Consider the following 20914-nt stretch of genomic DNA (forward strand, 5'->3'; position numbering starts at 1 on the left):
TTAGTGACCTTCCTTGTTAGCTTGTTGCGACCCAATCAAATGCTGCACGACCCGCTCCATCTTCATGAAACGGGAGCCCTTGATTAATACAGTTGCATCGGGCGACACCGCTGCGTCCACCGCAGACAGCAAATCGCCAAAGTTTTCAAAATGACGAATGTTCGCGCCTTGCATCGCATTTGCCATGAAAGCGGCCAGTTCGCCTGTTACCAGCACCGTATCGATGCCTTTGTCCTGCGCGTATGCGCCTACTTCTTCGTGGAACTCGCGGCCTTGCGTGCCGACTTCGCCCATATCGCCGAGCACCAGCACGCGCGGCGCGGCGGCTTTCGATAGCACGTCGATGGCGGCGCGTACCGAGTCCGGGTTAGCGTTGTAGGTATCGTCGATCACCACGGCGCCGTTGGCGGCCTGCTTCTTCTGCAGACGGCCGCTGACCGGCGCGAAGGTGTCGAGTCCCAGCTTGATTTTTTCCAGCGGCACGCCGGCGGCATAGGTGCACGCCACTGCGGCCAGCGCATTGCGAACATTGTGTTCACCAGCGGCTTGCAGGCGCACGAAGAACTGGCGCGTGTCTGCTTCGCTTTCGCAGATGGTGATGAACATCTCGCTTTCGAAATCGCTGGCGCGGTAGGTGCAGCTCACTTCTGCATCCTTGGTCAGGCCGAAGCGCAGCATGCGGCGGCCGGCCGACAGTTCTTCCCAGATGCAGGTGAACTCGTCGCCATGCGGGAACACGGCTACGCCGTCGGTCGGCAGCGCGGACAGCACCGAGCCGTTCTCGCGCGCGACCGCTTCCACGGTGTGCATGAATTCCTGGTGCTCGCGCTGGGCGTTGTTGACCATGGCGATGTTCGCGCCGGCGATGGCGGCCAGGCGGCCGATTTCGCCCGGATGATTCATGCCCATCTCAATGACGGCCGACTGCTGTTGCGCATCCATGCGGAACAGCGTGAGCGGCACGCCGATTTCGTTATTCAAATTACCGCGCGTGGCCAAGCGGCCTTCTTCGCCATGGGCTGCGGCGAGGATCGCGGAGATCATTTCCTTGACCGTGGTCTTGCCGTTGCTGCCGGTGACGCCAATCACCGGGATGCTGAACTGCTTGCGCCAGTAGTTGGCGATCTGGCCCAGCGCCACCAGCGTGTTTGGAACAACGATAGCCGGCAGCGGGAAACCTTCCGGCATTTCTTCAACAACGACAGCGGCAACGCCCTTCTCCGCGACTTGCGCGAGGAAGTTGTGGGCGTCGAAAACTTCGCCGCGCAAAGCGACGAACAAAGCACCTGCGGCTACGCTACGGCTGTCGGTCGACACGCCGTTGAATACGAGGTCGTGCAACTGCGCACCGGCTCCCACGAAACGGGCGCCGGTCAGAGAAGGCAGAATTTGTGCGACTGATGCACGCATTAATTCGTCCTCATCATGGTTAAACGGGCCGACAGCGCCAGTTGCGCGTGATCGGCGTCGGAGAATGGCAGTTTCTTGCCCTTGATTTCCTGGTACGGCTCATGGCCTTTACCTGCCAGCAGGATCACGTCCGGCTTGCCGGCGTGCTTGATCGCGGACAGGATGGCGGCAGCGCGGTCGTCCAGCGTCTGCACCGTGGATGCAGGGTTGTTCTGATCCATGCCGGCCAGGATTTGTTCGATGATGGCGTGCGGATCTTCGCTGCGCGGATTGTCGCTCGTAACCAGCACGTGATCCGCCGCTTGCGCGATCTTGCCCATCTGCGGACGCTTGCCCGGATCGCGGTCGCCGCCGCAGCCGAACACGCACCACAATTGGCCGCCACGGTCGTTGGCCACAGGACGCAGCGCGGCCAGCGTTTTCTCCAGCGCGTCCGGGGTGTGCGCGTAGTCGATGACGATCAACGGCGCTTCATGGCCGCCGACTTGCTGCATGCGGCCCGGCGCTGGCTCCAGCGCTTCGGCCGCATCGATGGCGGCGCGCAGGCCCAGGCCTTTGGCGATCATCGCGCCCATCACGCCCAGCGCGTTGCTGATATTGAAGCCCCCCACCAGATGCGTGCGCACTTGCGCCACGCCCAGCGGGCAGTCCAGATGGAATTCGGTGCCGCCGCTGCGGCCTGCGCGCAATTGGCTAGCGCGCAGCATCAGCACACCGTCGATGTCCGGCTGCGCTGCTGCGTCTTGCAGCGTGTAGCCGATCAGCGGGATGTTACCAGCCAACGGCGCCTTGCCTTTCAGGTGCGCGATCAGGCGCAGGCCTGCCGGATCGTCCAGGTTGACCACCGCCGTTTTCAGGCACGGCCAGTTAAACAGTTTGACCTTGGCGGCCTCGTAGGCTTCCATGGTGCCGTGATAGTCGAGGTGATCGCGGGTCAGGTTGGTAAACAGCGCCACGTCGAAGTGCATGCCCGATACGCGGCCTTGTTCCAGACCGATGGACGACACTTCAATCGCCAGCGCGGTTGCGCCCTGCTCGCGCAGGTCGGACAGGTTACGCGCCAAGAGTACCGCGTCCGGCGTGGTGTAGCCGGTAACGTCGTATTCCACTTCGCCGCGCGGACGGAACACGCCCACGCCCAGCGTGCCGATGACCGCTGCCGGCTCACCGGCGCGCGACAGCGCTTGGCCCAGCCACACGGCGCTCGAAGTTTTACCATTGGTGCCGGTCACGCCGACGGTGAACATGCCGGCATCCGGCTGCTGATAGAACGCGTGGGCGATCACGCCGGCGTTGGCCTTCAGGTTCTCAACCGTCAGATAAGGCACGGCCCATTTGTCGTTCCACGCAAAGCTTGCTGGATCGAGCACGATCAACGCTGCGCCGTGCTCGATGGCGCTTTCGATAAAGCTGCGCCCATCACCGGCATCGCCAGGATAAGCAAAAAACACATCGCCCAGCTTAATGCGGCGCGAATCCGAAGCCAGGTTCGCCGTTGGCGCCAGCTTGCGGATCGCGGAAGCAATCGCGATTGGGTCGAAAGTAGAAGTCGTCACATGTTCCCCTGTGCTGCTGATTCAGGAATGATGATATGGGTCAGATCCGAGTCCGGCGCGATATTCTTGGCGCGCAGTGCCTGCGCCGCCAATGCCGAAAACACCGGGCCTGCTACGTCGCCGCCGACGTGCACCGGGCCGCCCGGTTCGTCGATCATGACGGCGATGATGAAACGTGGATCCGACATCGGCGCCATGCCGACGAAGTTACCGATATATTTGGTTTGCGAGTAGCGGCCGTTGACTACCTTCTGTGCCGTACCGGTCTTGCCGCCGACGCGGTAGCCCGGCACTTGTGCTTTCACGGCGGAACCGCCCGGCTGCGTCACCATCTCCAGCATCTCGCGCATTTCGGCAGCGGTCTTGGCGCTGATCACCTGGGTGCCGTGCGGCGCTTCGTGCAGCTTCTGGAACGACAGCGGAATGATGTCGCCGTCGCGGGCGAAGATCATGTAAGCGCGTGCCAGCTGGATCAGCGATACCGAGATACCCTGGCCGAAGCTCATATTGGCTTGCTCGATAGGACGCCAGGATTTGTAAGGACGCACGCGGCCAGCGACGGCGCCGGGGAAGCCCCACTTCGGCTGCTGGCCGAAGCCGACCTTGGTGAACATCTCCCACATATCTTCGGCCGGCATGCCCAGCGCGATCTTGGACGTGCCGATGTTGGACGACTTCTGGATGATGCCCTGCACGTCGATCATGTAGTGCGGGTGCGTGTCGTGAATCACGCGGTCGGCAATCACCATCGAGCCGTTACCGGTGTCGAACATGGTGTGCGGCTTGATGCGTTTTTCGTCCAGCGCGAGGCCCACGGTGAACGGCTTGAGCGAGGAACCCGGCTCGAAGGTGTCGGTCATCACGCGGTTGCGCAGCTGTTCGCCGGTCAGCTTGGAACGGTCGTTTGGATTGTAGGTAGGCCAGTTGGCCAGCGCCAGCACTTCGCCGGTGTGCACGTCCAGCACCACCGCTGCACCAGCCTTGGCGTGGAACTTCTCTACCGCGTCTTTCACCTGGGTGAAAGCGATGTACTGGATCTTGCTGTCGATCGACAGGGTCAGATCTTTACCGTCGTGCGGCTCGCGCACCGACTCGATGTCTTCGACGATGCGGCCAAGGCGGTCTTTGATCACGCGGCGGCTGCCGGTCACGCCCTGCAGCGTTTTCTGCTGCGCCAGTTCCATCGATTCCTGGCCCTGGTCTTCCACGTTGGTGAAGCCGACCACGTGGGTCGTCACTTCGCCCTGCGGGTAGAAGCGCTTGTATTCTTTGCGGGTCTGGATGCCGTCGATACCGAGCTTGGTGATCTGCGAGGCCACGTCCTCTTCCACCTGGCGTTTCAGGTAGACGAAGCTGCGATCGGAATCGAGTTTCTTTTGCAGTTCGGCGTCGCTCATGTCGAGCAGCTTGGCCAGCTGTTTCAGCTTGGCCGGCGGCGCTTCCTGCACATCATCCGGGATCGCCCAGATGGCTTTCACCGGCACCGACGATGCCAGCACCTGATTATCGCGGTCGGTGATCTTGCCGCGCGTGGCCGGCAGTTCCAGCGTGCGCGCGTAACGGATCTCGCCCTGCTTTTGCAGGAACTGGGTCGACAAGCCTTGCAGCCACAGGGCGCGGCCGGCCAATGCGGCGAATGCGGCAAACAATACGAACAGCACAACGCGCGAGCGCCAGGTCGGCAAGCGGACTGCCAATACTGGGCTCTTGGAGAAGGCCACGCCTTTGGAGGCGGCCACGCGCGAGGTGTTCACATTGCTGCCGCGGCTCATTTGGAGGCCTCCGGCGTCAGATACTGCGTGCGCGCTGCGGTCAGCGGCGTCATATTCAAATCGCGGCGCGCGATGTCTTCGATGCGCGCGTGCTTGCCCAGCGTGGATTGATCCAGCTGCAGCTGCGCCCATTCGATATCCAGCTGGCGGGCCTGCGACTGGGTGCGTTCCAGTTCAATGAACAAGTGGCGTGCCTGATATTGGGCATTCACCAGCGACAGGCCGCAAGCGACCAGCAAAATCGTCAGCACCAGATTGATCTTGCCGCTCATGCGCCCCCCGGGATCGGCAAGCGACGGGCGACGCGCATCACCGCCGAACGGGCGCGCGGATTCTCGTCGACTTCTTTATCGGAAGGCTTCATCTTGGACAGCAGCTTGAGTTCCGGCTGCGGCAAGTCGACCGCGCGGATCGGCAAGCGGCGATCCGGCTGCTCGACATTGGCCTTGGACGCGAAGAAGCGCTTCACCATGCGGTCTTCCAGCGAGTGGAAGCTGATGATGGCCATGATCGCGCCCGGCGCCAGGCTGTCGTAAGCGCGGTTCAGACCGACTTCAAGGTCTTCAAGCTCTTTATTGATGAAAATCCGGATAGCCTGAAATGTGCGGGTTGCCGGATCCTTGCCCTTTTCCCGAGTCTTGACCGCGCCTGCCACGATGCCGGCAAGCTGTCGTGTGGTTGAAATTGGCTCGACTGCCCTGCGAGCAACAATCGCCTTTGCAATCTGAAAAGCAAACCGTTCTTCCCCATATTCCTTTATCACCTTTTCCAGTGTCTCTACGGTTTCAGTGGCAAGCCACTCCGCCGCCGACATGCCGCGCGTGGTGTCCATGCGCATATCGAGCGGGCCATCGTTACGGAAGCTGAAGCCGCGCGCGGCATCATCCACCTGCGGCGAGGAGATGCCGAGGTCGAGCAAGATGCCGTCGACTTGATTAATGCCGCGTTCAGCCAGCGCTTCGCGCATGGTGGCAAAGCTGTCGTGGACGATGGTGAAGCGCGGATCCTTGATTTGTTCGGCGGTGGCGATGGCTTGCGGATCCTTGTCGAAAGCGATCAGGCGTGCATTGGCGCACAGTTTCGACAGGATCAAACGCGAGTGGCCGCCGCGGCCAAACGTGCCGTCGACGAAGACGCCGTTGGCGCGCGCGCCATCGAGCGCCAGCGCATCGACTGCTTCGTCTAGCAGCACCGTGCGATGCTGGAATTCAGGCACCGTTGTCGTGGTCATGTGACGGGGCCTTAGAAAGAGAAATTAGCGAGTACATCGGGGGTGCCGGCTTCCATAGCCTGCAGCTCTTTTTCCGCCATCTTGGCGGCGTCCCAGATCTCGAAGTGCGAGCCCATGCCCATCATCATCACCTCTTTGTCGATGCCGACGGCGGCACGCAGTTCGGGCGAGATGAGGATGCGGCCGGCGGTGTCCATTTCCACGTCGGTGGCGTAACCGAGGAAAATGCGCTGCCAGGCGCGCGCTTGCATAGGCCAGGTGGAGATCTGTTGACGGTGTTGTTCCCACACAGGACGGGGGAACAGCATGACGCAGCCGTCGGGATGGCGCGTCAGGGTGAGGCGGCCTTCGCACTGGATCGAGAGCGCGTCACGGTGCTTGGCAGGGATGGACATCCTGCCTTTAGCATCGAGATTGATTGCGGACGCGCCTTGAAACACGTGAATACCTTTTACCTCAGTTGGTTAGCGGAGTCTGAGAAACTGGCTTCTTGATTTGGATCTTCCCTGTCCGCTAAGTCAGGCAAAATCTCCCACAAAAAGACACTTTTTCACACAGATGCCCACTTTAGAGGAAGCAATAACAGTGGTCAAGCGCTTTCAGCCAATCGAAACGGGGATTTTAGTAATGAAATTAAGGACTTAGCGCGATTCCTTGAAGCCAGCTAGAAATAAAATTACCTAATAAATTAAGTACTTATGTAAGGTTGTGAAGGTGTCACCTCATCTATACCCATGTGTTTAATGCTGAAAATGCTTATATAAAAAAATTGAATTAAAAGCATAAAGTTGCAAACAGCCAACATTGCAGTATCAAATGGACAACATGGGCGGGAGGATGGAAAACGCGGGTATCGGAGAGGGAAAACGCCAGTACAGCGCACCAGTAGCGCGCTCAAGAGGAATGAGGAACCTTCACAAAACAGCCACAACGAACTTCAGCATTTACTCAACAGCAACAGCATGAACGCAACTTGTCTATACAAATTTTGAGCTGCATCACCGTCATTATACGCTTTGAATTCAGCTCGAAACGACTGGAGATTAGGGCGTTTTCGCGGCGGGTTGATAGTGCGAGCAGCAACTAGGGTTCAGTAGACAGCGCCAAGCACACCCCGCACGAAAGGGTCTGACCCCGCACGGGGTCAGACCCTGGCCGCAGCGGTGTGCGGGTTGGGGTGGTGCCGCGTGCCGCCAATGCGAAAAACGCTCAGCACCGCCATCAGGGACGGCGCTCTTTTAACCCGCAGAAGCCACTTCCCAGCCGCGCGTGCGTTCTACGGCGCGCGACCATTTGGCGAGGAGTTCGGTGCGGCGGTCGGCGCTCATTGAGGGTTCGAAGCGGCGTTCGCAGTGCCATTGGGCGGCGATTTCTTCTTGCGTCTCCCAGAAGCCGACAGCCAGACCAGCAAGGTAGGCTGCGCCCAAGGCCGTGGTTTCGGTGACTTTAGGACGGACTACCGGCACACCCAGCAGATCGGCCTGGAATTGCATCAGGAGGTCGTTGCGGGCGGCGCCGCCGTCGGCGCGGACTTCAACCAGCGGCACAGATGCGTCTTTTTGCATGGCCGCCATCAGCTCGGCGCTTTGGTAGGCAATCGCTTCAAGCGCGGCGCGCGCGATGTGAGCGCGGGTGCTGCCTCGGCTCAATCCGAACAGCGAGCCACGCGCGTACGAGTCCCAGTGCGGCGCGCCCAAGCCGACAAAGGCCGGCACCATGAACACGCCGTCACTATCCGGCACGCTGGCCGCCAAGGCTTCCACTTCCGCCGATGACTTGATAATCCCGAGGCCGTCGCGCAGCCACTGCACCGTGGCGCCGCCCATGAAGACGCTGCCTTCTAATAGATAATCGGTCGCGCCATCGACCCGCCAGCCAACCGTAGTCAGCAAGCGGTTGTGCGAAGCCACCGCATGCTTACCAAGATGCATCAGCATGAAGCAGCCGGTGCCGTAGGTATTCTTGACCATGCCCGGCTGGTGGCACGCCTGCCCGAAAGTCGCAGCCTGCTGATCGCCGGCAATGCCGGCCACCGGGATCGCCGCGCCGAACAGGCTGTGGTGCGTGTTGCCCACCTCCTCGCTCGATGACACGATCTGCGGCAGCACCGCCTCCGGGATGCCGAACAGGTGCAGCAAGTCGTAATCCCAGCGCATCAGGTGGATGTTGAACAGCATGGTGCGGGAGGCGTTGCTGACGTCGGTGACGTGCTGCCCGGTCAGCTTGTAGACCAGCCAGCTATCGACGGTGCCAAACGCTAGCCCGCCCTGCTCCGCTTTCGCGCGCGCGCCGGGCACATGGTCGAGCAGCCACTTCAGCTTGGTCGCGGAAAAATAGGCATCGAGTTCCAGCCCGGAGATGTCGGTGATTTTCTTGGCTTTGCCGTCGGCGCGCAGCGCGTCGCACAGGTCGGCGGTGCGGCGGTCTTGCCAGACGATGGCCGGCGCGATCGGCTCGCCGGTCTTGCGATCCCACACCACGGTGGTCTCGCGCTGGTTGGTCACGCCGATGGCCAGCACATTATGCGGATCGACGTGATTGTCGGCCAAGACCTTGCGGGCGACGTTGAGCTGGCTATGCCAGATATCCATCGGGTCGTGCTCGACCCAGCCGGGATGCGGGAAGTGCTGAGGAAATTCCTGCGCCGCGCTGCCACAGATCTGGCCTTGATGGTCGAAGAGGATTGCGCGCGAACTGGTCGTGCCCTGATCGAGGGCGAGTATGAATTTTTTCATCTCGTGTAATTAGTTGAAGCAAGCCGATAGGCCGGATTTTGTTACGGCGCAGGCGAACCTGCGCTATGACAGCCATTCCTCTAGGCGCTGGATTACTCCAGCGCTCAAGCTTCCTACCCGCACGCTCCGCGAGCAACATCATCGCGTGCCTATTTGGAATTGCACCAAGTGGAGGTTACCGCGTTTCACCGTAACTTAATACGCTCGTCTCTGTGGCCCTATTCCTCGCCTTATACCCGAAGGCTTTCGACGGACGGCCGTTAACCGTCACCCTGCTCTATGGAGTCCGGACCTTCCTCCCGTCAGGCCTTACGCACTGACCAGCGGCTGTCTGGCTTGCTTCAGGCGATATTGTACCAGCCCGGCCCTCCAAATCTGAAATTTGGTGTCGCCATTCCAAAAGCCGCCCTCCCGCCGCCGCCGTAGAATGCTCGGATAATTCACCCACGAGGCTCACAATAATGACGCAACCATCCCGCACCGGCGGCCAGATTTTGGTCGATGCCCTGAAGATCCACGGCGTAGACACCGCTTTCGGCGTACCCGGCGAAAGCTATCTGGACGTGCTCGACGCCCTGCATGATTCCGATATCCGCTTCATCATCAACCGCCAGGAAGGCGGCGCCGCGTTCATGGCCGACGCCTACGGCAAGATGACGGGCAAACCGGGCATCTGCTTCGTCACCCGCGGGCCGGGCGCCACCAATGCCTCGATCGGCGTGCACACGGCGTTCCAGGATTCCACCCCGATGATCTTGTTCATCGGCCAGGTCGGCAGCGACTTTATCGACCGCGAAGCCTTCCAGGAAATCGACTACCGCCGCATGTACGGCCAGATGGCCAAGTGGGTCACGCAAATCGACCGCGCCGACCGCATGCCGGAATACATCGCGCGCGCCTTCCAGATCGCCACCAGCGGCCGTCCGGGCCCGGTGGTGCTGGCACTGCCGGAAGATATGCTGACCACCAAGGCGGTGGTGGCCGATACCCGCAGCTATCAAGCGGTGCAAGCTTCGCCGTCGGCCGCGCAGATCGACACCGTGCGCAGCATGCTGGCCTCGGCCAGGAAGCCACTGGTGCTGCTCGGCGGCGGCGGCTGGAATGAACAAGCCTGCGCCGACGTGCAGCGCTTTGCCGAAGCCAACCAGCTGCCGGTATCGTGCGCGTTCCGCTTCCAGGACTTGCTCGACAACGAACACCCTAACTACATCGGCGATGTCGGCATCGGCATCAACCCGAAACTGGCGGCGCGCGTGCGCGAGGCCGACGTGATCCTGGCTATCGGCCCGCGCCTCGGCGAGATGACCACCAGCGGCTATTCGCTGCTGGCCTCCCCGGTGCCGGCGCAGCGCCTGATCCATGTGCACGCCGACGCCGAAGAACTGGGCAGCGTCTATCAAGCGGAATTGATGATTAACAGCGGGATGCCGCAAGTCGCAGCGATGCTGGCAGCCATGGCGCCGGTCGATGCATCGGCATGGGCCGGCAGCGTGGCGGAAGCGCGCGCGGACTACGCGGCGTGGAAGCAGCAGCCAGCCATCTTCAAGGACGGCAAGGCGCCGCTGGACTTGTGGCAGGTGGTGCAGCAGATCGACAAGATCGCGCCGCACGACACCATCATCACCAACGGCGCCGGCAACTACGCCACCTGGGCGCACCGCTTCCACAGCTACGGCGGCATGCGCACGCAATTGGCGCCGACCAGCGGTGCGATGGGCTACAGTGTGCCGGCCGGCGTGGCCGCCAAGATTATCGATCCGGCGCGCACCGTGATCACCTTTGCAGGCGACGGCGAGTACATGATGAACGGCCAGGAGCTGGCGACGGCAGTGCAGTACCAGGCGGGCGTAGTCATCATCGTGTTTAACAACGCCATGTTCGGCACCATCCGCATGCACCAGGAGCGCGAGTATCCGGGCCGCGTGTCCGGCACCACGCTGCACAATCCTGATTTTGCGGCGCTGTCGGTGGCGTATGGCGGCAGCGGCGAGGTGGTGGTCAAGACCGAGGAGTTCGCCCCAGCACTGGAACGCGCGCTGGCTTACACGCGCGAGAAGAATCTGCCGGCGCTGATCGAGCTGCGCTACGACGGCAACCTGATCACGCCGGGCGCGACGCTGGAGACCATCCGTAAAAACGCAGAGGCAGCCAAAGCCGGTTCATAAACCGGCGGTCGTGGTGGAGCCGGTGTCGATCACCGGCTTGTCTTCTTCTTTTTCCTTCTTCACTTTCGGCGCGGGGCAGGCGCGGCAGGCGCCGGCCTTGCGGCTGAAATCCGTCACCAGCGGCAGCCGCATCGGCAGCGACTGATCCTCGCAATAGCCGCCTTCCAGCACCAGCGTCTTGCCGCCGTCGGCCAGCTTGCCGCTGATGGTGCGCTCTTCCTCGTCGGGCGGCTGCACCGTGAAATAAAACTGCTGGCCGCGCGGATCGATGGTCACGTCGCTGGCCACCACCGGCCAGCTCAAGCCGCCGGCGGTAAATTCGTACAGCACCGTATCGACTTCGGCAAAGCGTTGCAGCGTGATGCGCTGGCCGCCGAACTCGCCGCTGTCGGCGTGGATGCACAGGTCGGAATACACCAGCATGCCGTAGCGCGGCAAGACGCCGGGCTTGGCCGCTTTCTTCGGCGCGGCAAATACGGCGCACGACGCCAGCAGGATGGCGCCGGCAAGAAAAACTCGTCGAGTCATTTTCGCTTCCAGAAAAGAACAACGGCTGCACGAGGCAGCCGTTGTTGATCCTAAACCTGAATAATCAGATTAGAACGAGTGACGCAGGCCCAGGTTGAAGGCTTTGTCGCCCGAACCGGCTTCGCTGTTGTTACCAACGGTGTAGCCAGCGCCGTTCTTGTTCTTGATCTTAGCGTAAGCAACGTAGGTGCTGGTGCGCTTCGACAGGGCGTAGTTGTAGCCGATTGCCCACTGGTCAGCGTCACGGTTAGCAACTTCTTTGTCGTTCTTGCGGATGAACGAAGCCATGATGGTGCCAGCGGTCGATACTGGTGCGGTCAGGCCGATCAGGGCGTCGGTGCTGTCTTGCGAAGCAGCGAAGGTCAGGCCGCTGTAGGCGGTAGCCGAACCGTTCAGAGGAGCGCTGTTCAGGCCCTTGTCTTTCGAGTAGGCGCCGAACACTTTCACTACTTTGAAGTCGTAGTTAGCAGCGATCAAACCGTTGTGGCCGATGCCAGCGGTTTTCAGGGTCAGGGTGTCGTTGTTTTTGCTGTTGTAAGCAACTGCAACGTTCAGAGGACCGTTGTTGTAACCCAGCGATGCGCCCACTTGACGGGTAGCCGACGAGTCGCCAGCAACTTCACCCAGGCTGTACGAAACAGCGCCGGTGAAACCTTGCAGGTTAGGGGTTTTGTACACGATGGCGTTCGAGTTGCGGGTCATGAAGCTGGCAACTGGGAACAGGTTTTTCGCGGTACCAGCGTAGCCCATGGCGAATGGATCACCAACGTCGCGCAGGGTCTCGTAGTACGGGGTGTACTGGCGGCCCAGGGTCAGGGTGCCGGCGGTTTTCGACGACAGACCAACGAAGGCTTCACGGTTGAACAGGGTGCTGGTGGTGTTGTCCAGGGTGCCGTCATCGACACGGGCGCCGGTTTCCAGCTTGAAGATGGCGCTCAGACCACCGCCCAGATCTTCAGTGCCTTTGAAGCCGATACGCGATGCCGAAGCGGCGCCGCTGGTCACTTTGCTGACGTTGCCGTCTTTGCCGCCGCGCTCAGCGACGATGCCGGCGTCCAGGATGCCGTAGATGGTGACGTTCGATTGAGCGAATGCAGCGGAGCTGGTTGCTGCCAGTACGGCGATAGCGATAAGGGATTTTTTCATTACGTGTTTCCTTCAGTTGTGTTGCTGTAAAAATAAGCCAGTAGTACGGCGTGTTCGGTGCGTCTCGGCCTGAGCCGTTTGTGCGTGAGGGCAAACTCCCCAGCTGCCACTGTGCACCCGCTAATGGGATGCGTTCACTGTTGCGGCCGATAAATCTACGCCGGCCTTGTCGCAGCGCCCTCGTGGAGCGCCGGAGGCGGCACTATACTGATGCTTAGAAACTTCAACAAGTGTAAAACCATTCATACTGAACAGCGAACATTCTTGTCGTTTTTCCAAAGCAAGAGCATTTTACCGCATCGCAATATTTCCTGCCGAGCAAGCGAAACGGGCCGGGATTTCCGCACGAGGAACACGGTGGTTGTACCACTGCTCTTCGGACTAAGTAAAAATAGCCACTTTGCTATTTCTGACGCTATTTTATACTGAACGCCCCGCACGATTGCCTCTACCAAATGGTAATAAGCTAACAACCCCGGAGTTTGTTCGGCGGCTTTATCCCGCAAAATGGCCCCGAAACCAACTTTGCTCCTAGTATTACAGCTTTAGTTGTGAAGTAAATTTTGTCAAAACAGCAGTAAGTTGCATCAGGTTACCGATTTGTAAGAAATTGCTACCTGTTGTATTGGAGCCACAAAATAGTGCAAGCACTTGCGTTTTTGCACCATTTCAGTGCGGATTCGAGCGAACGTTCGTTGCTTGTTAGTATGAAACTGATTCAATCAAGCGCGCTGGCGTGGCCGGGCGGCGGGTGCTGCGGCGGGCGGCGGCACGCTCGTCGAGCTGGAATACGGCTACCTGCTGCGCCAGCGACGCGGCCTGCTCTTCCATGCTTTGCGAGGCGACGGCGGCCTCCTCCACCAGCGCGGCATTCTGCTGGGTCACCGCGTCCATGCCGGTAATGGCCGCGCTGAGCTGGGCGATGCCGTCGCGCTGCTGCTCGCCGGCGGCGGTGATCTCGCTCATGATATCGGTCACGCGGCGCACGCTGCTGACCACCTCTTCCATCGTGGCGCCGGCCTGCTCCACCAGCTTGCTGCCGGTCTCGACCTGCTCCACCGAATTATTGATCAACTCCTTGATTTCCTTGGCCGCCTCGGCCGAGCGCTTGGCCAGGTTACGCACCTCGGTGGCCACTACCGCAAAACCGCGGCCCTGCTCACCGGCACGGGCCGCTTCCACAGCCGCATTCAAGGCCAGCAAATTGGTCTGGAACGCCAGGCCGTCGATCACGCTGATGATGTCGACGATTTGGCGCGAGGCGCTGTTGATCGAGCCCATGGTGGTTACCACTTGCGCCACCACGGCGCCGCCCTTCTGGGCTACCGATGAGGCGCTCAGCGCCAGCTGGTTGGCGGCATCGGCGCTGGCCGCGTTCTGGTGCACGGCATCGATCAACTGGCCCATCGAGGCCGCCGTTTCCTCCAGCACTGCCGCATGCTGCTCAGTACGCACCGACAGGTCGGTGACGCCAATGGTGATCTGCTGCGAGGCACTGGCAATGGTATCGGTGCCGGAGCGTACCTGTCCGACCAGGCCGGCCAGGCTGTCGCGCATCAACTTCATGGCAAACAGGATGCTGTGCTGGTCGCCGGGACGGGTGTGCACCGGCACCGACAGCTGGCCGGCAGCGATTTGGCCGGCAATTTCGACCGCGTAGTCCGGCTCGCCACCGAGGCGCTTGACCAGCCAGTTGGTAATCAGGAACGCGCACAGCGCGCCCAGCACCACCGAGCCAACCAGCAGGGCAATAATCCAGCTGCGCGCCGCTTCGTACAGGGCATCGCCACGCTCGGCGGCCGCGATGCCGCCGTCGCCGTACAGCTTGACCAGCTTGTCGACCTGCCCGCGCAGCGACACGATCAGCTTGTTCGATTCGCCGCGAATCAGGGCCTTTGCCACGCCCACGTCGCCGGCGCGCATGGCGGCGCGGATCTTGGCGTCTTCCACCATGTAGCGATCCCACATGGCGAGGAATTCGCCGTACAGCGCCTTCTCTTCGTCGGACGCGATCAGCCTGGCGTAATCGTCCTGCATTTTCTTCAGATCGACCAGGTCGTTGGCGATCACCTTGTCATACTTGTCCATCTCGTCCAGTTCGGTGGAAATGATGTACTGGAATTCGCGGGTGCGGACGCGGGCGATTTGCGATTTGAGATCCTGCACCACGCGCATGGCCGGCATCCAGCGCGACGACAACTCGTCGACCGTGCCGTTCACCTGCGCCAGTTTAACCACGGACAGCGCGCCCACGCCTGCCGCCAGCAGCAACACCAGCGCAAACGCCAGCCCCAGTTTGGTTGCGAGTTTTAAATCAGATAGCCATTTCATTTTTTTTCGAGTCCTTAAAGCGGATAGCCGGCTGCGCGTTGTTTAGGCGCAGTCGGTTATGTTGTATTTGGGAAATATAATTTTCTGAGGCGAAATATTAGCGCATTGCCGGTTTTTGCGTCGGACGCGTTGAGTTAGTGCAATAAGCAATTTTTTGGCGCTTGTCCGGTATCGGTTTCCTATGAAAACCGGGGCTTTGGCGCAGCTGCTCACCGTCCCGCACAAAGAAACACTAGGTAGTTTCCACATGGACACATTTATTATGAAAACGCAATGCCTTATATCGCTACCAGTAGTCCAGTTACAACGGTCTTAATTTTTTCGCAGTCTTGCCAAATTTTTTTGTCATGGACAATCACCGGGTAAAGCAGGGTTTCAGCTGAATAGTTCCGTATGTCAACCCTGTGTCGTGGACAAGTAGTTTGCCAAGGACTAAGGTGTAAAAAGTGGCCCTGCCGTGTGCGTGTTTTCGTCCTTAAAACAAATGTAGAATGCAGCACCGTGCACCCGGACCCCGTGCCAACCCACGCGACTGCCCCAATCCCGCAGCCGCTTACGCAGATGACGAATACAGTTCCCTCACAACCAGTTCCTAGCACGATCAGCGACGTTGAGCGCGATACCGGCGTGGCAAAGGAAACCTTGCGCGTGTGGGAACGCCGCTACGATTTCCCACAGCCGCTGCGCGATCCCAATGGCGAGCGCGTGTACCCGCTCGAACAAGTTCACAAGCTGCGGCTGGTGAAGCGCCTGATCGACCTTGGCTTCCGTCCCGGCAAAGTAATTAAATTCAGCGCCGAGGAATTGCAGGCGCTGACCGGCAAGGCGACCGGCCTCGGCAACGGCCCGGTCACGCCCGCGCCTGAACTGCTCAGCTATCTGGAATTGTGCAAGAGCCATCAAATGGAAGCCATGCGCCGCAAGCTGTCGCAAGCGCTGCTGATGATGGGCTTGAAGAGTTTCGTGATCGAGCTGGTGGCGCCGCTGACCACCCTGATCGGCGAGGCGTGGGCCAGTGGCCAGTTGGCCACGTTTGAAGAACACTTATATACAGAGTCGCTGACGGTGGTGATGCGCAGTGCGATTTTCGCCATGCCGCAAGCCAACGCCAGCAATCTCGGTACGCCGCGCATTTTGCTGACCACCTTGCCGCAGGAACGTCATGGTCTGGGGCTGCTGATGGCCGAGGCCATGTGCGTGGCCGAAGGTGCGCAGTGCATTTCGCTCGGCGTGCAGACGCCGCTGCTCGATATCGTGGAAGCGGCGCGCGTGCAGCGGGTGGATATTATTGCGCTGTCGTTCTCGGTCGCCATGAACCCGCGCCAGGCGCTCGATGGGCTGGCCGAGCTGCACACGCGGCTGGGCGGTTGCGCCGAGCTGTGGGCCGGTGGCAGCAATGCCGCGCTCAAGCGCCGTAAGCCGGCGTATGTGGGGGTATTTGAGCTGGCCGATTTGGCGGGTGCGATCGCCGAATGGCGAGCGAGACATACCTCCTTGTCCGCCGGTTAGTACCCCGCACTACGGTCTGCGGCGGGGTCTGACCCCGTACGGGGTCAGACCCCTCTATCGCGGTGCGGGTTGACGCTCTGGTAAAATAGTCCTACTTCGTGCTGGCCAGCACCCCAAATTCATATCCATGTTCAGCTTTTTCAAGAAAAAACCTGTCGCTCCCGAAGCGCCTGCGGCGCCTGTTGCCGCCCCCACTCCCGTCGCTCCCGCCGCCGTTCCTGATGTGCCCGACCTGCTGCCAATCGAAGAACCGGCGCAGAAGCAATCGTGGATGTCGCGCCTGAAAGCCGGCCTGTCCAAGACCTCCAACAACCTGTCGGTGCTGTTCGTCGGCGCCAAGATCGACGACGATCTGTACGACGAACTGGAAGCCGCCCTGCTGATGTCCGACGCCGGCGTCGACGCCACCAGCTACCTGCTCGACGCCCTCAAGCGCAAGGTCAAGGAAGACAAGCTGCTGGACGCCGCCGCCGTCAAGGCCGCGCTCAAGCAACTGCTGCTGGAACTGCTGCAACCGCTGGAGCGCCCATTCGAGCTGGGCCGCCACACCCCTACCGTGATGATGATCTCCGGCGTCAACGGCGCCGGCAAGACCACCACCATCGGCAAGCTGGCCAAGCACATGCAGACCCACGGCCAATCGGTGCTGCTGGCCGCCGGCGACACCTTCCGCGCCGCCGCCCGCGAACAGCTGATGGTCTGGGGCCAGCGCAACAACATCACCGTGATCTCGCAAGCCTCGGGCGATCCGGCCGCCGTGTCGTTTGACGCCGTGCAGTCCGGCAAGGCCAAGGGCGTGGACGTGGTCATGGTCGACACCGCCGGCCGCCTGCCGACCCAGCTGCACCTGATGGAAGAATTGAAAAAAGTCCAGCGCGTGATCGGCAAGGGCATGGAAGGCGCACCGCACGAAACTCTGCTGGTGATCGACGGCAATACCGGGCAAAATGCGCTGGCGCAGGTGAAAGCCTTTGACGATGCGCTCAAGCTGAGCGGCCTCGTCATCACCAAGCTGGACGGCACCGCCAAGGGCGGCGTGCTGGCGGCCATTGCGCGCGTGCGGCCGGTGCCGGTGTACTTCATCGGCGTCGGCGAAAAGATTGAAGACTTGCAGCCGTTTGTGGCTGCCGAATTTGTAGAAGCACTGCTTGGATAATCAGACCTCTATGATCGAATTCCAGAACGTCTCGAAACAATACTCTTCCGATGTGACGGCGCTGCGCGACGTTTCATTCACGGTAAATAAAGGCGAACTGGTATTTCTGGCCGGCCCCTCCGGCGCCGGCAAATCCACCCTGATGAAAATGATTGCGGCCATGGAGCGTCCCAGCTCCGGCAAGGTGATCGTCAACGGCCAGGACATCAGCCGCATCAAGCCGGTGGCCGTGCCCTTCTTGCGGCGCAACCTGGGCCTGATCTTCCAGCAGCAGCGCTTGCTGACCGATCGCAGCGTGCTGGCCAACGTCATGCTGCCGTTGCTGGTGACTGGCGCTTCGTCCAGCCAAGCCGAACAGCGCGCCCGCGCCGCGCTCGACAAAGTCGGCCTCGGCGACCGCGCCAATGCGCAGCCACTGGCCCTGTCCGGCGGCGAGCAGCAGCGCGTGTCGATTGCGCGCGCCATCGTCAACCGTCCGCAAGTGATCCTGGCCGACGAGCCGACTGCCAATCTCGACCGCGCCAGCGCCAACAAAGTGCTGGATGCGCTGAAGGCTTTCAACTCGGTCGGCGTTACCTGCCTGATTTCCAGCCACGACGAGCAAATGCTGGATTCGGCCGCGCGCGTCATCCATCTCAACCAAGGCCAACTGGAGGTGGCGGCATGACTTACTGGTTCCGCCAACACCGCTACGCACTGGCTGCTGCGCTGGTGCATCTGCGCCGCTCGCCGGGCGGTTTCCTGTTCAACATCCTGGTGGTGGCGATTGCGCTGGCCCTGCCCTTCATGGGCGTGACCTTGCTCGACAACGTACGCCCGATGTCGGAAACGCTGTCGGTCGATCCAGAAATCAGCGTGTTCCTGAAACAGGAAACGCCGCGCGAGCAAGCCGAGGGCCTGGCCGTGCTGCTGCGCCAAACGGTCAAAGACAAGCAAGCCAAGATCATCTTCACCCCGCGCGAAAAAGCGCTGGATAACTTGAAGGACAAGAACGGCCTGGCCGACGTACTGGCCACCTTGGGCGACAACCCGCTGCCGGACAGCTACGTGCTGAAACTGGACGCCTTCCGCAATGCGCAGGCCGGCGGCGATGTCGACCAGTTGGCCGAGCAGATCCGCGCGCTACCCGGCGTCGATACCGTGCAAGTCGATTCAGCATGGGTAAAACGTCTGGCCGCGCTGCTCAATATCCTGCGCCTGGCCCTGCTGCTGCTGGCGGCAACCTTGGGCACGGTGGTGGTGGCCGTGATTTTCAATACCATCCGCCTGCAAGTGCTGACCCAGCGCGAGGAAATCCTGGTGTCCAAGCTGATCGGCGCGACCGACAGTTTCATCCACCGCCCGTTCTACTACACCGGCGCCCTGCTGGGCATCTGTGCCGGCGGCGTGGCGCTGGCCGCAGTGACCTTGGCGCTGCGCCCGCTGAACACCGCGATTGCTGAATTTGCAAGGTTGTATGCCTCGGAATTCCAGCTGGCTCCGCTGCAGCCGCTGGCCGTGGTGGCCCTGCTGGCCCTCTCCGCCGGCCTCGGCCTGATCGGCGCACGCCTCTCCGTCAAACGCCACACCGCGCGCTTAAACTAATCTCCCCGGGCCGTTCCGTGTGCACCCGCACGGAACGCGCGCTCTGACCGGCCTACGATGTTTTTTATCGTTAAGCCCGCCCTAAGATCCATCAAGCATTCTAAATACAACAGAAGTCCCCATAGTATTTTTACTATGAAGCCCATAGAAATCGGATGATTGGCACTCAACGACAGAGAGTGCTAATATATGTTCGACAGAGTACAGTAGTGCTCACAAGCAATCTCAAGCGAAGGAAACGAAAATGACTATGATGTCCGTGGTACCTGCAAAAAACAGTGCTCTGGGACTCGGGTTTACTGGCAACCTGGGTAACCTGGATGCCTACATTTCGGCCGTTAATCGCCTGCCGATGCTGACGCACGAAGAAGAAGTTTCCTTGGGCAAGCGCCTCAAAGAACAAAACGATCTGGGCGCCGCTGAGCGCCTGGTGATGTCGCACCTGCGCCTGGTGGTGTCGATCGCCCGCGGCTATCTGGGCTACGGCCTGCCGCACGGCGACCTGATCCAGGAAGGCAATATTGGCCTGATGAAGGCAGTCAAGCGTTTCGACCCTGATCAGGGCGTGCGTCTGGTGTCTTACGCCATGCACTGGATCAAGGCCGAGATGCATGAATACATCTTGAAGAACTGGCGTCTGGTCAAGGTGGCAACCACCAAGGCCCAGCGCAAGCTGTTCTTCAACCTGCGCAGCCACAAGCAAGGCCTGGACGCCATGACTCCGGCCCAGATCGATCAGTTGGCGAAGACGCTGGACGTCAAGCGCGAGGAAGTGATCGAGATGGAAACCCGCCTGAGCGGCCGCGACATCGCGCTGGAATCGCCAACCGATGACGAAGACGACAAGTTCGCGCCGATCGCCTACCTGTCGTCGGAAGCCAGCGAACCGACCCGCGTGCTGGAAGCCGAACAGGTGACCCGCCTGCAATCGGAAGGCCTGGAGGAAGCGCTGGGCAAGCTGGACGCCCGTTCGCGCCGCATCATCGAATCGCGCTGGCTGGCCAACGACGACGGTTCGGGCGCCACGCTGCATGAACTGGCTGACGAGTTCGGCGTATCGGCCGAGCGCATCCGCCAAATCGAAGTAGCCGCGCTGAAGAAAATGAAGGGCGCGCTGGCCGCCTACGTGTAAGCCATCCCCGCTCTCCCCCGGAATGCCGCCGGCGTACGCGCCGCGCGGCATTTTTTTTTGCGCGTCCTTTGACATGGCGCTGACCGCGTGCCGTTCGTGCGCCGTCAACATGGTCTTTTTGTTAAGCTTGCTTACAAAGGATGCAGGAGTTCTCTATGAAAACAACAATCTTGCGGCAGTTCATTGTGCTGCCTCTGCTGGCGGCCGTGATGGCCGCGCTATACGCTTGCGGCAGCATCAACGCCGCCCCGAAAACCGCCGCCGCACCGGCGCCGTTCACCACCAACTACGTGCTGCGCCAAGGCGGCAGCGTGCTAATCGCGCCAGCCGGTGTCGCATCGGCGTCCGGCAACGCCAGCATGGCGCCGGTCGCGCCGGTATTGCGGCTGGAGCGCGTCAACGACAGTCGCTGCCGCACCGGCGCTGTATGCGTCTGGGCCGGCTACATCAGCTTTAGCTTCGTGCTGCAGCAACCCGATGGCAGCGCCAGCAACTTCGTCCTGTCCGACAACATGCCCAACGGTACCGCCAGCGTCACGCGCAACGGCCTGAGCTTCACGCTGAGCGGCTTCGAGCCGCAGCAGGTGCCGGCAAAAAATGAAACCATGCCCGATTATCAGGTAAGCTTAAAGGTGAGCAACATTAACTCACCTTGAACC

General features: G+C 60.8%; 17 protein-coding genes and 1 other RNA gene. 7 read left to right on the plus strand and 11 right to left on the minus strand.

Translation table 11 applies throughout. The features are described from left to right. The 8 genes from GTP45_RS03370 to rnpB form a co-directional block, all read right to left on the minus strand. A complete protein-coding gene (locus tag GTP45_RS03370) occupies window positions 1-1410 on the minus strand; it encodes a UDP-N-acetylmuramoyl-tripeptide--D-alanyl-D-alanine ligase (RefSeq protein WP_161012448.1) in 1410 nt (469 codons plus the stop codon). After that, window positions 1410-2966, minus strand: coding sequence for a UDP-N-acetylmuramoyl-L-alanyl-D-glutamate--2,6-diaminopimelate ligase (locus GTP45_RS03375; RefSeq protein WP_161012449.1), 1557 nt, complete (start codon window positions 2964-2966; stop codon window positions 1410-1412). Before GTP45_RS03375 ends, GTP45_RS03370 begins: the two co-directional genes overlap by 1 nt. Then, window positions 2963-4738 carry a peptidoglycan D,D-transpeptidase FtsI family protein gene (locus GTP45_RS03380; protein ID WP_161012450.1) on the minus strand — a complete coding sequence of 592 codons (1776 nt, stop codon included), beginning with the start codon at window positions 4736-4738 and terminating at the stop codon, window positions 2963-2965. The genes GTP45_RS03375 and GTP45_RS03380 overlap by 4 nt, the downstream gene beginning before the upstream one ends. After that, window positions 4735-5010, minus strand: coding sequence for a cell division protein FtsL (ftsL, locus tag GTP45_RS03385; protein ID WP_161012451.1), 276 nt, complete (start codon window positions 5008-5010; stop codon window positions 4735-4737). The genes GTP45_RS03380 and ftsL overlap by 4 nt, the downstream gene beginning before the upstream one ends. Beyond that, a complete protein-coding gene (gene rsmH / locus GTP45_RS03390; protein ID WP_161012452.1) occupies window positions 5007-5969 on the minus strand; it encodes a 16S rRNA (cytosine(1402)-N(4))-methyltransferase RsmH in 963 nt (320 codons plus the stop codon). Before rsmH ends, ftsL begins: the two co-directional genes overlap by 4 nt. An 11-nt stretch (window positions 5970-5980) precedes the next feature. Beyond that, window positions 5981-6409, minus strand: a complete 429-nt coding sequence (gene mraZ / locus GTP45_RS03395; RefSeq protein WP_161012453.1) for a division/cell wall cluster transcriptional repressor MraZ — start codon at window positions 6407-6409, stop codon at window positions 5981-5983. A 798-nt stretch (window positions 6410-7207) separates the two neighbouring features. Continuing rightward, complete coding sequence (glpK, locus tag GTP45_RS03400; protein ID WP_161012454.1) at window positions 7208-8704, minus strand: glycerol kinase GlpK; 1497 nt, start codon at window positions 8702-8704, stop codon at window positions 7208-7210. Window positions 8705-8715: 11 nt separating this feature from the next. Then, an RNA gene (gene rnpB / locus GTP45_RS03405) (RNase P RNA component class A) lies at window positions 8716-9047 on the minus strand. Window positions 9048-9165: 118 nt separating this feature from the next. Between rnpB and GTP45_RS03410 the strand changes: the two genes are divergently transcribed. Next, on the plus strand, window positions 9166-10869 hold the full coding sequence (locus GTP45_RS03410; RefSeq protein ID WP_161012455.1) for a thiamine pyrophosphate-binding protein: 1704 nt from the start codon (window positions 9166-9168) through the stop codon (window positions 10867-10869). On the opposite strand, the gene GTP45_RS03415 is transcribed toward GTP45_RS03410, so the two are convergent. The 3 genes from GTP45_RS03415 to GTP45_RS29130 form a co-directional block, all read right to left on the minus strand. Next, window positions 10864-11397, minus strand: coding sequence for a hypothetical protein (locus GTP45_RS03415; protein WP_161012456.1), 534 nt, complete (start codon window positions 11395-11397; stop codon window positions 10864-10866). The two genes, GTP45_RS03410 and GTP45_RS03415, sit on opposite strands and share 6 nt — an antisense overlap. A 69-nt stretch (window positions 11398-11466) precedes the next feature. Further along, window positions 11467-12543: a porin gene (locus GTP45_RS03420; protein WP_161012457.1), complete on the minus strand. Its 1077-nt coding sequence runs from the start codon at window positions 12541-12543 to the stop codon at window positions 11467-11469. A 702-nt stretch (window positions 12544-13245) separates the two neighbouring features. After that, complete coding sequence (locus GTP45_RS29130) at window positions 13246-14874, minus strand: methyl-accepting chemotaxis protein (RefSeq protein WP_161012458.1); 1629 nt, start codon at window positions 14872-14874, stop codon at window positions 13246-13248. 561 nt (window positions 14875-15435) lie between these two features. Here GTP45_RS29130 and GTP45_RS03430 point away from each other — a divergent pair. The 6 genes from GTP45_RS03430 (at window position 15436) to GTP45_RS03455 (ending at window position 20911) form a co-directional block, all read left to right on the plus strand. Then, complete coding sequence (locus GTP45_RS03430) at window positions 15436-16383, plus strand: MerR family transcriptional regulator (RefSeq protein WP_161012459.1); 948 nt, start codon at window positions 15436-15438, stop codon at window positions 16381-16383. 127 nt (window positions 16384-16510) lie between these two features. Then, entirely contained in the window at window positions 16511-17539 is a 1029-nt protein-coding gene (gene ftsY / locus GTP45_RS03435; RefSeq protein ID WP_161012460.1) for a signal recognition particle-docking protein FtsY, read from the plus strand. 10 nt (window positions 17540-17549) lie between these two features. Further along, a complete protein-coding gene (gene ftsE / locus GTP45_RS03440) occupies window positions 17550-18206 on the plus strand; it encodes a cell division ATP-binding protein FtsE (protein WP_161012461.1) in 657 nt (218 codons plus the stop codon). Beyond that, entirely contained in the window at window positions 18203-19123 is a 921-nt protein-coding gene (gene ftsX, locus GTP45_RS03445) for a permease-like cell division protein FtsX (protein ID WP_161012462.1), read from the plus strand. Before ftsE ends, ftsX begins: the two co-directional genes overlap by 4 nt. Window positions 19124-19367: 244 nt before the next feature. Then, entirely contained in the window at window positions 19368-20255 is an 888-nt protein-coding gene (rpoH, locus tag GTP45_RS03450) for an RNA polymerase sigma factor RpoH (protein ID WP_371874407.1), read from the plus strand. A 155-nt stretch (window positions 20256-20410) separates the two neighbouring features. Next, entirely contained in the window at window positions 20411-20911 is a 501-nt protein-coding gene (locus tag GTP45_RS03455; protein ID WP_161012463.1) for a hypothetical protein, read from the plus strand. Window positions 20912-20914 lie beyond the last annotated feature (3 nt).

The sequence above is a fragment of the Duganella rivi genome (assembly GCF_009857435.1).
GTDB lineage: Bacteria > Pseudomonadota > Gammaproteobacteria > Burkholderiales > Burkholderiaceae_D > Rugamonas > Rugamonas rivi.